General features: G+C 36.3%; 10 protein-coding genes. All 10 read left to right on the plus strand.

The window, feature by feature from the left end; all coding sequences use genetic code 11:
• Positions 1-13 precede the first annotated feature (13 nt).
• Positions 14-853: a T9SS type A sorting domain-containing protein gene (locus NCE97_RS15700; RefSeq protein WP_353780238.1), complete on the plus strand. Its 840-nt coding sequence runs from the start codon at positions 14-16 to the stop codon at positions 851-853.
• Positions 854-1,060: 207 nt separating this feature from the next.
• Positions 1,061-1,906 (plus strand): FkbM family methyltransferase, encoded by an 846-nt coding sequence (locus NCE97_RS15705; RefSeq protein WP_353780239.1) that lies wholly within the window; start codon positions 1,061-1,063, stop codon positions 1,904-1,906.
• Positions 1,907-1,980: 74 nt separating this feature from the next.
• Positions 1,981-2,889 (plus strand): LytTR family DNA-binding domain-containing protein, encoded by a 909-nt coding sequence (locus NCE97_RS15710; RefSeq protein WP_353780240.1) that lies wholly within the window; start codon positions 1,981-1,983, stop codon positions 2,887-2,889.
• A 163-nt stretch (positions 2,890-3,052) separates the two neighbouring features.
• Positions 3,053-5,422 (plus strand): TonB-dependent receptor, encoded by a 2,370-nt coding sequence (locus NCE97_RS15715; RefSeq protein WP_353780241.1) that lies wholly within the window; start codon positions 3,053-3,055, stop codon positions 5,420-5,422.
• A 4-nt stretch (positions 5,423-5,426) separates the two neighbouring features.
• Complete coding sequence (locus NCE97_RS15720; RefSeq protein ID WP_353780242.1) at positions 5,427-6,257, plus strand: DUF4249 domain-containing protein; 831 nt, start codon at positions 5,427-5,429, stop codon at positions 6,255-6,257.
• A gap of 209 nt (positions 6,258-6,466) precedes the next feature.
• Entirely contained in the window at positions 6,467-8,488 is a 2,022-nt protein-coding gene (locus tag NCE97_RS15725; RefSeq protein WP_353780243.1) for a sensor histidine kinase, read from the plus strand.
• A gap of 1 nt (position 8,489) precedes the next feature.
• Entirely contained in the window at positions 8,490-9,140 is a 651-nt protein-coding gene (locus NCE97_RS15730) for a response regulator (protein ID WP_353780244.1), read from the plus strand.
• A 208-nt stretch (positions 9,141-9,348) separates the two neighbouring features.
• Positions 9,349-13,047 (plus strand): choice-of-anchor Q domain-containing protein, encoded by a 3,699-nt coding sequence (locus tag NCE97_RS15735; protein WP_353780245.1) that lies wholly within the window; start codon positions 9,349-9,351, stop codon positions 13,045-13,047.
• 11 nt (positions 13,048-13,058) lie between these two features.
• Entirely contained in the window at positions 13,059-13,898 is an 840-nt protein-coding gene (locus NCE97_RS15740; RefSeq protein ID WP_353780246.1) for a T9SS type A sorting domain-containing protein, read from the plus strand.
• Positions 13,899-14,254: 356 nt separating this feature from the next.
• Positions 14,255-14,453 (plus strand): hypothetical protein (locus tag NCE97_RS15745; RefSeq protein WP_353780247.1); only part of this gene is annotated, 199 nt, incomplete at its 3' end.

The raw sequence follows: 14,453 nt of genomic DNA on the forward strand, positions 1-14,453 counted from the left end.
TAATATAAAAACAATGAAAACAATACTACAGACCGTATTAATTTTAATGACCTTATCGCTAACGGCTCAACAGTATCAATTTGGTATCGTTAGTGATTACAACAACACAGCGAACCCTTATGAATTCACTTTTGTAGCGACACCAAATTTTGATAACGCTAATCCCAATATGGCAGACATGCAGCTCACTGTGGCGATAACCGCAGGGAATAGCATCCAACCAAGTAGTTTTACGGAGCTGTTTGGTACAGGGTGGCAGGTCAATACAGCGCTTACAGGAGCTACGCTACAGGGCTTTGGAGTAGGAGATGGAAGTAAGGACTTATGGATATTTTCGCTTCCTGTTCCAACCTCAGAATTGACCACGCCCCATACTACAAACGCAGGCATACCGATACTATCTTTTGTAGTTGATAACATGCCAACTAGTGGAGAGATAGCAATATTAGAAAACAGTGACCCTATAGCTTTATCCTTGGCTGGAGTTGGTTTTGTGGTAGATAATGTGATCAATGCCGATCTTGGAGATGGTAATGGTACACAGGATTACTATGCGCAGACAGATCCAGTAAACAATAGCTTTATTTTTTCTTCCCTTTCAGTAGAAGAGATTACAGACAGCAGTCTAGAACTTGACCTTTATCCTAACCCTGCAAAGGATGTGGTTGAGGTCAGAGGTGATATTAGTCGAATACATACTATAGAAATCTATGCTATTAATGGACAACTAGTAAAGACTATTGAGTCACAATTTGAAAAGATCACCATAACAGAATTGGAATCTGCCGTCTACATCTTGAAGGTTTATGGAAATAACATGGGAGACAAAACCATGAGGCTAGTGAAACAATAATTGATGAAAAACCAAAAATAATTGCTCATATTGCTGTTGCATAGTTAAAGGGGTAAACAACAGCTATATTATCCTCCTTATTGTAATGATAAGGAGGTTTTTTATGTTTAAGATTATAGACCTTTTCTTTTTTCTCGGATTTATCAAGTAATATTTTAATTTTACACAACAGCTTAATGCCTCTTAATTAAAATAGAAAAGCGTCTAATGAAACCATTAAAATTTTATAAAAAGTACTTTAGGTCACAAATCAGAAAAAGAATTTTAGGGCCTCATGCTGTTGGGATTATCTATGATTCTAAAAATGGTTTGATTTCCATGTCTTTGGAAGATGTTATCATTGGAAAGCATTTAGGATTTAAAGGAAATTGGGGTATTGAAGAAGTAGAAAATTTATTAGAGCTAGTTAGTGAGGAAGATTCTATTTATGTAATAGGAACACATGTAGGGACAACACTCATCCCATTAGCAAAGAAGGCAAAACATGTCGTTGGGTATGAAGCAAATCCAACGACATATCAATATCTAGAAATAAATAAAGATTTAAATAAACTTTCAAACGTCAACTTATTCAATTTAGCAGTAGGAGATGAAGCGAAAAAAATAAGCTTCTATCAGAATACTATAAATAGTGGTGCCAGTAAAATAAGACCAGTAAAGGAATTCAAGCTGTATACTTACGATTCTCCAAACGTAGTCGAAGTAGATATGGTCACTATTGACGATCATATTAAAGCTGCAAACCTTCCTGCCCCAACAGGAGCTGTCATTGATATTGAAGGAGCAGAATATTTTGCATTAAAAGGGATGCAATCCTATTTGCAAAGTATGAAGTTTTTATACATTGAATTCATTGCGCATCATTTGCAATATGTCTCTAGCGTTTCTATTGAAGAGTTTCTAGGGCTTATCACACCACATTTTACCAAAGTGAAATCAAAGAATGGCAATAAGATCTACGATATTTCTAAAACCACAGGAGATTTAATTGAGTACTGCCAATATCTATTTGAAACAAATAAGTCAGATGACTTTTTGTTTACAAAAGATTAGAGGTAAATATTTTGTCTAGTTTAAATACTAAAACTAGCAAAACAAAGTTTGCTAAGTAGCAAACTGAACAACCAATGAAATTTCGTCAATTACTAGAACTCCCATTTCATCATTTCCAAGCTAAACAAGAAAAGTGGTTATATGTCATAAGCTGTAGCGTATTCTTTATGATATTCGCATTGGTTTATCAACCCTTTGGTTTAAGTGCTGAAATAGAAAGTGGAGAGCATACCTTTGTTCAGCTTTTTGCGCTCATAGGTTTTATTAGTACTGTCGTTTTTATTGTCTTGTGTGTAAGTCAGTTTGTGTTGCGAGAACGCTTTCCAAATACTAAGAACGACTTAAGATATTTTTTAAAGTGGTTTTTAATAGATATTGCCTTAGTCGTTTTCTTAAGTCTTATTGTAGAAATTACTTTCGATAACGATGAACTTAATAGTGTTGAAGCAATACTAGATGAATTGGTATTCGATGTTGTAATGACCTATTTTGCTTTAGTGTTTGTGCTTTTATATCCTGTATTAGGAACATGTATGTATGTGTATTTAAAACAATTGCACAACGATAAGCAGCAGCTCAAAACCGATTTGGATGTCGTGACAACACATTATAAAATGGTGTCTGGTAATGAAGAGTTAATAAAGATTTTAGATGAAAAAGGCGAATGCAAATTAACCATTCCATTAAATAATCTCTATGCCATTGAATCCAAAAACCAATACGTATCAATTAAGTACAAGCGTAATGATATATTAATGGAACAATGCATAAGAACTAGATTTTCAAAATTATTGGATGAACTCCAAGACATTCCGGGTATTTATAAATGCCATCGCTCTTTTGCTATAAACTTGTTTAATGTATTAGAATTGAAAACCATTAATCAGAAACCCAATGTAATTTTAGACGAAGCGGAAGCTTTAAGAATTCCTGTGTCTAAAACCTATCTTAAGGATGTGAAAGCACAACTTTCAAAATATTAAAAACATCCTCCTACTTGTAATTCTTTCCCAACAAAACGTTAAACCAAAATCATTTCGCACCTAAAAAAGGTATTCTGCACCTAAGCCAATAATACTCTACACTTCGGAGATATATGCGTCGTTATATTTGGCGAATCAAATCAAAAAAAACAATATCGAATCTATGAACAAAACATTGATTTTTGTAGCCCTAGCTATATCCTGGTTGGGCTTTGCACAAGAAAAGTATACCATAAGCGGTACACTAAAAGATCAAGCAAATGGCGAAACCCTTTTAGGTGCCACAATTTTACTAAAAGGAACAACTATTGGGACCACAACTAACGAATATGGCTTCTATTCGTTAACCGCTCCCAAAGGCAATTATACTTTAGTGATTTCATATTTGGGATACACTACCATTGAAAAAGACATTGTACTGGATAAAAATTTCAAGTTCAATTCAGAGCTTATTGAAGATGCAGACCAACTGGAGGAAGTAGTAATTACTGCTGAAGAATCTAAAAAAGTAAATCTGCGGACACCACAAATGAGTGTGGCAAAATTGTCGAGTCAGACCATTAAGCAAATGCCTGCCGTCTTGGGTGAAGTCGATGTGATAAAATCTATACAAATGCTACCAGGAGTTACCAATGCTGGTGAGGGAGCATCTGGGTTTAATGTTCGTGGTGGTGCAGAAGATCAAAATCTAGTATTACTCGATGAAGCGATTATTTATAACGCATCGCACTTATTTGGGTTCTTCTCGGTGTTCAATACAGATGCTATTAAAGACATTAAACTCTATAAAGGCGGTATTCCAGCACGATTTGGAGGTCGTGCGTCATCAGTACTAGACATCCGTCAAAAAGATGGTAATAGTAAAAACTTTAAACTTTCTGGAGGTATTGGTGCTGTGTCCAGTAGACTTACAGTTGAAGGACCGACCTTCAAGGATAAGGGATCTTTTCTATTGGCAGGACGTGCTTCCTATGCCAATATATTTTTGGCTCTAGCAAACAATAACAATCGTGCTGGATTTTACGATCTTAATCTGAAGACCAATTATCAGATCGATGATAAAAACAAATTATACCTATCTGGATATTTTGGGAATGATAATTTTAAACTCTCTAATTTCTTCACCAATTCCTATGGAAATCTTTCTGGAAACCTAAGATGGAATCATATTTTTAATGACAAACTGTTTTCTAACCTATCACTAATTTACAGCAGATACAATTATAATTTAGAGATTAATTCTGAAGGGATCGACTGGAAATCAGATATTAATAATTACAATCTTAAATATGATCTTGGGTATTATTTAAATGATAAATTAAAGTTCGATTTTGGAGTCAGTGGGATTTACTACAACTTTAATCCAGGACAATTAAATCCGTTAAACGAAAGTTCTGGGATCAATCCAATGAAATTGGATGATAAGTTTGCTTTAGAGGCTGGTATATATGCAGGTTTAGAGCATAAAATTTCAGACAAGCTTACAGCTCAATATGGGTTGCGTTACAGCTATTTTAATAGATTAGGAAAACAAACATTGAATAACTATGCCAATGGTTTGCCAGTAGTGTATAATTCTCAATTAGATATTTATGAACGAGCAGATCCAATTGGCGAAACGGAATATGGTAGTGGTGAAAGCATCGAGAACTTTGGGAATTTTGAGCCACGTTTTGCATTGTCATATCAACTCAATGAGAAATCGTCGTTTAAGGCTAGCTACAATCGAATAGCGCAGTATCTACACTTAATTTCCAATACGACCTCTGCAACACCTTTGGATGTTTGGGCACCAAGTGGAAAATTTCTTAAGCCTCAAATAGCAGATCAGTATGCAATTGGATACTTCAGGAACTTTAAGGATAACATGTTTTCTATAGAAGCCGAAGCATATTACAAGACCATAGATAATCGCGTAGATTATATTGATGGAGCAGATCTTATAGCACAAAACACCATAGAAACAGAAATTCTAATTGGAGAATCGAGAGCCTATGGACTGGAGTTACTCTTGCGCAAAAATAAAGGTAAGTTCACAGGTTGGTTGGCTTATACGCTTTCAAAGTCAGAACAACGTACACCTGGAGGGGCAGCTGGGGGCTTAGGAATAAACAATGGCGAATGGTACAACACACCTTTCGATAGAACGCATGATGTGTCATTCACAGGGAGTTATAAGTTCAATGATAAATGGCGTTTTGGGACGAACTTTGCTTTTCAGACTGGGCGGCCAGTTACATATCCAAATGGACAGTTTCAGTATAATGGATTGTCTATAGCTACTTATTCTGAAAGAAATGCAGACCGATTACCCGCATATCATAGATTAGACATATCTGCAACGTTAACCCCTAGAAAAAATAATAATAGGAAATGGCAAGGCGAATGGGTATTTAGTATCTACAACCTTTACAATCGTAGAAATGCTGCGTCAATTACGTTTGGACAAAATACAGATACAGGTATAAACGAAGCCACTCGTACTGCCATATTTGGCATTATTCCGTCAATATCTTACAACTTTAAATTTTAAAAAAATGCGTACAACATATAAACATTTAGTCTCGGTTTTAATAATGATTGGTTTATTTAATTCGTGTACAGACACGGTGGATGTGGATGTCCCGAATGGAGGCTCCAGATTAGTGGTTGAGGCGTCCATTAATTGGGAAAAAGGCACTTCGGGGCAAACACAAACCATAAAATTAAGTGAGTCTACAGCATTCTTTGATGCTAATCCAGATGTTCCAATTACAGGAGCTTCGGTAGTAGTTACTAGAGATGATGATGGATTGCAGTTTATTTTTGAAGACCAAAATAATGGTGATTATGTCACAACCAATTTTGAACCAGAAATTGACCAATCTTACACCTTAGAGATTGAATACAATGGACAGACATATACCGCGACTGAAACCTTGATGTCTGTCACTGAAATTAATGATATAGAACAAACCTTAGAAGGTGATGGAGATGAGGAAGAAATTCAACTTAAAGTATTTTTCGACGACCCAGCCAATATTGATAATTATTATTTAGGTGAGTTTAATTCATCAGTAAATACATTACTTACATTATCAGCGCTAAGTGATCAATTTACGGATGGTAATGAGAATTTCATAGAGTTTGACAATGAGGATTTGGTGGCTGAAGCAACTGTAGATATAAGTATTTATGGTATTTCTGAGAGCTATTACAATTTCATAAGTATCTTGATAGATCAGTCTGAAAGTGATGGAGGAGGACCTTTTCAGACCACACCTGTACAATTAAAGGGTAATTGCATTAATCTCAATAATCCAGATGAAGAAGTGCTGGGTTATTTTAGATTGAGTGAAGTCGTTAGGACAAATTATACGATCAATTAGAAGGTATGGCAAAAGTGTTGTGGGCTGTCAATAAACAAGTTGATTAATAGCTGTTGGCAGCCCAGCAACCACAAGTTAGTAGTGTGTTTTAAAATTATTATATCGACAAGATTTATAATCTCCTGACAGTTTTTTTATAAAAAAACACCAATGATTTTAAATCATATTTATAACTTTACACTACTTACCCCTTTAGCTATATTAATCAAATGCGCCAAATTTTCGTATCCCTATTGCTGCTAATTGCTTATGCAAATGCATATAGCCAAGATACTTCTTTGGACCAATCTGTAAGTGATTTAAAACAGAAGATTGAATCTTCAGAAAAAGCTGAAAAGCTAGAGCTGATGGATAGTTTAGCGTGGTTGGTTGTATATAAATCCAAGTACAATTACGATTCTATAGTAAAAGCAACAATAGACCATGCCTATCAACTAGATTCTATAAATATGGCAATGCGCCATACGTCTAGCCTTATTTATTACTATGCTAACAGAGTCAATAAAGCAAAGGAAGCCGTAGGTATCTTTAACGATTTTGAGAGTAGAAAGATTGATAGCAATGATTATAATCTCTTGGGAAGACTATACACCAATGCAGCGGATAGCTATTATTTTTCAGGAGAAACTCAAAAATCAATAGAGGTATACGATAAAGCAGAGCAGTTTTCTCTTAGAGCAAATGATTCTATATCCTATGCTCTGGCACGATCATACAAAGCTGGATCCTATTCAACTATTGGAAATTATGTAATTGCTTCAAAGCTCTTATTGGAAACTTCAGAATACTTTCAGAGAGCAAAAGATACAACTAACTTACTTTGGTCAAGAAATGAACTGGCTACGTTATATACTAAAATCGGATTCACTGAGGAAGCGAAAAAAGAACGCGATGAGATTATAAATATCGCCCGTCATCAACACAATCTTCAATCCCTTGTACCAAATTTATTTAATGCCTCATTAGAAGCACATTTACAAAATAATCAAAAGGATAGAATCGCTTATCTAAAAGAGGCTTACAAATATGTTACGGAGCCAGATTATAATTTTTCTCTTGAGCCAATAATAACCTATACCTTATTAGATGCATATGCTGTTACAGATAGTATGGATAAGGCAAAAGTGTTTTTTGATAAGATCCAAAGCACCTTTGCTAAACAAGAGCAAATACCCTATGAAAGTAACTATAGAACAGCACTAGCAGATTATTATATCGCAACAAAAGCATATGACAAAGCACTTGTTGAAGGACAGTGGGTACTAAATAAGCATAAGCAGACCGGCAACAATTGGGGTATTTATCATATGGATGAGCGATTGTCCAAGATATATAGAGCTATAGGAGACATGGAAAAATCGCATAATCATTATGTAGATTTTGTCACCCGAAGAGACTCTATTAATAGTGTGAAAAAAGCACTGGGATTGTCCTATTACCAAACCTTATACGAAACTGAGAAACGCGATTTCAAGATAGCAGCTCAAGAATCTGAAATTACAGTTCTGGATAGAGATAATACAATTAAGAAACAATGGATGCTATTTGGAGGACTTGGATTAGTGCTTGGCTTTACAATTATTTATCTAATACGCTCCAGAAACTTTTCAAGAAAAGAAAAACACAACCAGGAATTATTTTCACAAGAATTGATTAAGACCCAAGAAGACCAGCGTACTCAAGTAGCAAGAGATTTACACGATAGCGTAGGGCAAAAGTTGATGCTTCTTGCCAAAAAGGTTAAGTCTTACAAGGATACCGATATTGATAATTTGGCTAACAACACCTTAGATGAGCTCAGAGGAATTTCCAGAGGACTCTATCCCGCTACTTTTGAAAAGTTAGGTGTTACTGCCAGTATAGAATCTATGATCAACGAAGTAGATGCTAACACAAACTTATTTTTCACAACAGAGATTGACAATATTGATGATGCCTTATCTAAGCAAGAGTCTTTGCACTTGTATAGGATTATTCAGGAAGTTCTCAATAATACTGTAAAACATGCTAATGCTAAATCAGTATCAGTAACTATTTCTAGAAAAGGAGATGTGATTGAGACCATAATAAAAGACAATGGTGTTGGATTTGAGTTTAACGAAAAACGACACACAGTTTCTAGTTTGGGGATGAAAACACTTTTAGAACGTGCCAAAATAATTAAATCAAAGTTGCTTATAGATAGTGATAAAAATAAAGGCACAACAATGCAACTTATTACACCATTATAAGATGATAAAGAAAGAAGACATATCATTAATACTAGCAGACGACCATCCAATGCTCCTCAAAGGACTGTATGATGAACTGTCCGTAAATAATTATAATGTCGTTGGGCAAGCGAATAATGGTATGCAAGCTTTAGAACTCGTTTTGAAGTTGAAACCAACAATAGCGCTTTTGGATATAGACATGCCATTGCTCACAGGGTTTGAAGTCGTAAAAATGGCAAAAGAAAAAGGTACTTCAACTAAGTTTATCATCTTATCTTATCATAAAGAAATAGATTATATCACCAAAGCCAAAACATTACAACTCAATGGCTATTTACTGAAAGAAGATAGTTTTTTTGAAATAGAACGCTGTATAGAAGCAGTACTCGATGATGAAATTTATTTTAGTAATTCTTTCGATAATCTCGCCATTGAAAATGCTTCAGAAGAATTAAAGCGATTAAAACTTCTCACACCTTCTGAAGTCACCATCTTGAAACTTATCGTTCAGGGAATGACCAATACCGAATTGTCAGATAATCTTGGAGTTTCTGTACGTACTGTTGAAAAGCATCGCAGCAATATAGTCAACAAGCTTGAAATTGAAGGCGGTACAAATGCAGTTATTAACTGGGCATTAAAGCACAAAGATGTTATCATAGACTTCTAAATTTTTCTTATTCTTATTTAAAACTATCTCTCTATACGTGCTTACGCTTATAAAGTACGTGGACTCTCGTATTTCAAGGTATATCTTCCCATTCTAACTTGCACCCATTAACTTTTTAATACACCCCGACATGCAAACTCATTATTTGCGAGGAGTGGTTTTTAGAAAACCACTTTCTTCTTTTTGTACACGATTGAAACTGGCTTGTGTGATAATTATTTTATCAGCCTTTCAATTGCAAGCCCAGACATTTACAGTAACCAAAGCAGATGACACCGATGATGGTGTTTGTGATGCTGCGGACTGCTCATTAAGAGAAGCATTAAAAGCTGCTTACCAAGCCAATGGAGACAATATCATCAATTTTGCGTCTCCATATTTCGACACGCCAAGAACGATTACTCTAGAACTAGGACAAATAGAAATCGGTCCACCATCTGGAGGACATGGTGGGGATTATATTATTAATGGTCCGGGTCAAAACCTATTAACCATTGATGGTAATTTACAATCTAGAGTATTCTATGCTGGATTTGGTCATATCGATGTTGAGATTAATAATTTGACTATAGCCAATGGAAAGCCAGACCAACCTGGTACTGCAAATGATAGTCAGCCATACCCGCAATGGGGAGGAGGTATTATGAAGCTAGGAGGAGACCCAGGCAGTTATTGTCGATTGATTAATGTTACCATAGAAAACTGCGATGCTTTAAGAGGAGGAGCAGTCTCATCTTACGGTGGTAATATGTATTTGGATGGTGTGACTCTTAGAAACAATACTTCTACTGGTTATGGTTCAGCTATTGAAGAGGAAGGACGGATTTTCGAGATCAAGAATTCTGCAATCTATGGCAATTCCGGAAGTGCACCAATACGCATGCATGCAAGTATTGCTAATGTTGATTTTAAAATGGAAAATACAACCATTAGCGGAAATACCTCACCAAATGGTGCCTCAGCAATTGAATTTATTACTACTGGAGGATATTCACAAGTACTCAATATGAACAGTAATACGATTACCAATAATACTTCAGATAGTGATGGAGAAGCTGGTGCAGCCATTACGTTTTCTGCTGGAATTAGTGTCGATGGAACCATTGATAATTCTATTATTTCAGGAAACCTAGCCAATGGCTCACCTTCAGATATTGGTAACGATAGTTTCGTTCCAGATAGCGGGAATAATCTTATCGGTACAGGCGCAACCCAAATAAATGCCATCAGCAATATTTTTAATGTCAACGATCCCTTATTAGCACCACTAGCCGATAATGGCGGAAACACATTGAGTCATTTGCCTTACGGGAATAGCCCGGCATTGAATGCTGGTTTTACAAATCTTCCTACCGATCAGCTAGGCAATGCCAGAGACATCTTGGGTACTGATGATATTGGTGCAATTGAGTTACAGGCTGTAGGTAGTTATGTAGTGACTAAAACAGAAGATACAAATGATGGCGTTTGTGATGGCGATTGTTCGTTGAGAGAAGCATTTATAGCAGCCAATAACGATCCAGGAACTGATGTTATAGAATTTTCGTCATTATTTGATTCCCCTCAAACCATTACGGTAAGAGCACCAGAATATCAAGATCCAAACAATACATCGTCTCCTATACTTTATGGACAAATGGAAGTTGGTGCAGCAGGTGGATTTGGAGGCTCATTAATTATTAAAGGACCAGGTCAGGATTTATTGACTATTGATGGAAATAATGCTTCGAGAGTATTCTATAATGGATTTGCGCATCTCAATTTAAGCATAAGCGACTTAACCATTATCAATGGTAATTCAGCAACTATTCAAGGTCCATATAATACCTATGGTGGAGGTATTCTGTTATTAGGAACGAACACAACAACTCTGAACAACGTAACAATTGGATCCTGTACTTCAGATAATGGAGGTGCTATCTCTTCATGGACAGGAACTATAAACTTAGAAGGCGTTACACTCAGAGATAATAGCGCGAGTTATGGTGCAGCCATAGAAAGTGAAGCAGGAACATTAAATATCAATAATTCTGCAGTCTATAACAATAGTGGAGCTGAAGCGCTTAAAGTTTGGGCTTCAAACTCATCTTCAAGTCAGACCTTGATTATAAACAACTCTACCATAAGCGGAAATACAGCACCAATTGGAGGTTCAGCGATTGAAACACGTACCAATTCTGGACGTACCACAACGATGCTTATTATGAATAGTACAATAACTAATAATGAAACCGAAACAGCTGGTGATTCAGCAGCCATAAGTCATCAAGGGACACTTAATTCCACGACTTGGACAGTACATAATTCCATTATTTCAGGAAATAATGCTGAAGGTGCTCCGGCTGATATAGCTTTCCATGATTTAGAGCCAGGAAGTAGTTATAACCTTATAGGAACAGGAACGTCAATAACTAATGGGGCCAATAATAATTTCATTGGTGTAGATGACCCATTATTAGCACCGTTAACGGATAATGGTGGTAATACCTTGAGCCATTTGTTCTACGACAACAGTCCAGCGTATAACAATGGAACATCTTTAGACTCATATAAGGTTTTGGACTTTAATGGTGCAACAACCATTGACTCCATAGAAGATACACTATTTGGGAGCGACCCTAATTACTGCGACCTGTATGCCTTTACGGCACCTGCAACAGCACGTTATGAGTTTACCTTTAGCGGAACTACAGAATACTTAGGCAATGATGCAGATCCGGACAATCCTAGGGAAGGTCTCTCCATATATTTATGGAATAGCGGTCTTGTAGTAGATAGTGGTTTCTTTTCGGATAGGCCTGAGTATGTAGGGCATACCAATAGGAATAATGATGGCTCCTATTATGACGATGGTGGTGGTAGTCAATTCTTTGACCTTGTAGCCGGAGAACGTTATTTGTTTTATATGTCTACCTATTTTAATAATAGTTTAGCTACCTATAACGGAGAGCTAAGGGTCGTCGATAATGATATTGAGCTTAACGATCAAATAGGAAACCCTAGAAATCAAGGAGGTGCTTATGATATTGGAGCTATAGAATATGTACCACAGACCTTACGTGCTCGTGTGTATTTACAAGGAGCGGCACTTAACAGAAGTGAGGAAGATGGTGAAGAAGACTTAATGCGTGATGACCTCAGAGTTGCTAATATTATTCCAACAGAGAGTCCATATCCAGATAAGATAACAACTGATGAATCGGTATTTACAGCAATAACAGAACCCGACGAAGCTATTGTAGATTGGATCTGGGTCGAGTTTAGGGATAAAGACGATAATACAAAGGTTATACATGGACAATCAGCACTTCTAAATCGCCATGGTTTTATAGTGGGTATTGATGGGCAATCTGTCTTCACACCTGCAGTATTAAGAGATGATTATTATGTAGCGATTAAGCATCGCAATCATCTTGGAATCATGACGGCTGTACCTGTGCCAATTAATAATAATTCAAGCTTGGTTGATTTTACAGATGCCAATGACATTATTACCTATGGCACAAATGCTCAGGCCACTTATGGTATGCCAACGGATATGCTAGGAATGTGGGCTGGTGATAGCAATAGCGATGGTAAAGTGAATATAATTGGTAATAACAATGATAACAATAGCATAAGGGATGCCATATTAAATCATCCTGTGAATCAAAGTTTGCCTCAACTTTTCTATGGCTTTACTGTTGTAGGATATACCGATCAAGATATAAACCTTTCAGGAGGCGCTAACATCATAGGAGAAAATAATGATAATGTTAGATTGAGGGACAATATTTTGGGTCATCCAATACAAATCATTTTACCTCAAACTTTTTATGGTTATAACATCTTGGAGCAGTTGCCAACAGCAGTATCTACATCTAGAATGGCTTTCGATGCCGAAGTGACTCAGAAAAACAAACAATAAACCCCTTAGTTATGAAACGATTATTACAGATTATATTAATGACATTGAGTTTCTCACTCATGTCTCAGAACTATCAATTTGGTATTGTAAGCGATTATAACAATACAGGCAATCCATACGAATTCACTTTTGTGGCTACACCAGATTTTGATAATGCAGCACCTAATTTTGCTGATATTCAACTTACGGTGTCCATTTCCACAGGAAACACTATGCAGGTCAATAGTTTTACGGAAATTATTGGAACCAATTGGCAAGTTAATACCGGACTAACAGGAAGTACACTTCAAGGTTTTGGCGCTGGAGATGGAAGTAGAGATTTATGGATTTTCTCATTGCCTGTACCAACATCGGCATTAACAACACCTCATTCAACAGGGCAGGAGATTCCATTACTCTCCTTTGTAGTTGATAACGATCCGGATTCAGGCTCAATAGCTATCTTGGAAAACGATGATCCTATAGCAGTAGCTCTCGCTGGAATAGGTTTTGTGGTAGATAATGTGATTAACGTCGATCTAGATGATGGAAACGGAACGCAGAATTATTACGGAAGTACAGATCCTAATAACAATGAATTTATATTTCAGTCATTATCAATAGAAGAAATTACAGAAGATACATCAGATATAACGCTGTATCCCAACCCAGCTAGAGATGAGGTAATGGTAAAAGCAACAAATATTAGTATTGATGAAGTTGAAATCTTTACTATTGAAGGCCGACGCGTATTACAAATCGATAACGTATCAGGCAGAATAGATATCAGCCAATTACCTTCAGCAGTATATATTGTGAAACTATATAGCGATTCTGGAAAAAGCAAAACAATCAAATTAGTTAAAGAGTAATAGAAAAAGGAAAACAACTATTAAGTGTAGTAAATGGTTGATTTAAAAAGCCTTCATGATTTACAGTGAAGGCTTTTATATACGTGTTAGTACCTACATATTACGTGTTTGCGCTTATTTCTTCGTGAAGTACTTCACTTTAACTTGCACCTGTTAATGTATTTAACCCCTTTACAATGAAAGGTACCCCGTTCTTTTTAAGAAATAGAAAAAATGCGAAAAGCATTATTTCGAAAGTAAATCCATTTTACAACATTTCGGAAGAGTTGTCCGCGAGGCTCATTGCGTCGAGGATGCTTTTGTTGTAATACTAATAGAAGAATAAATATAAACGACAACCCTTTTAATAAAACACAATGAAACGCATATTACAAATAGTATTGATGGCAACGGCCATGACCCTAACGGCACAGACCTATGAGTTCAGTGTTGTGAGCGACTACAACAACACTGGCGACACCTATGAGATGACCTTCGTGGCGACGCCAGACTTCACCAATGCCTCCCCGAACTTTGCGGACATGCAGGTTAGCTTTGCCATCACGGCGGGCAACA

This window comes from Winogradskyella sp. 3972H.M.0a.05 (assembly GCF_040493455.1).
GTDB lineage: Bacteria > Bacteroidota > Bacteroidia > Flavobacteriales > Flavobacteriaceae > Microcosmobacter.

What these genes read in the sequence shown, in the direction of transcription:
- NCE97_RS15700 (WP_353780238.1), top strand. Translation starts at nt 14, where the DNA reads ATGAAAACAATACTACAGACCGTATTAATTTTAATGACCTTATCGCTA.
- NCE97_RS15720 (WP_353780242.1), top strand. Translation starts at nt 5,427, where the DNA reads ATGCGTACAACATATAAACATTTAGTCTCGGTTTTAATAATGATTGGT.
- NCE97_RS15705 (WP_353780239.1), top strand. Translation starts at nt 1,061, where the DNA reads ATGAAACCATTAAAATTTTATAAAAAGTACTTTAGGTCACAAATCAGA.
- NCE97_RS15725 (WP_353780243.1), top strand. Translation starts at nt 6,467, where the DNA reads ATGCGCCAAATTTTCGTATCCCTATTGCTGCTAATTGCTTATGCAAAT.
- NCE97_RS15730 (WP_353780244.1), top strand. Translation starts at nt 8,490, where the DNA reads ATGATAAAGAAAGAAGACATATCATTAATACTAGCAGACGACCATCCA.
- NCE97_RS15710 (WP_353780240.1), top strand. Translation starts at nt 1,981, where the DNA reads ATGAAATTTCGTCAATTACTAGAACTCCCATTTCATCATTTCCAAGCT.
- NCE97_RS15715 (WP_353780241.1), top strand. Translation starts at nt 3,053, where the DNA reads ATGAACAAAACATTGATTTTTGTAGCCCTAGCTATATCCTGGTTGGGC.
- NCE97_RS15740 (WP_353780246.1), top strand. Translation starts at nt 13,059, where the DNA reads ATGAAACGATTATTACAGATTATATTAATGACATTGAGTTTCTCACTC.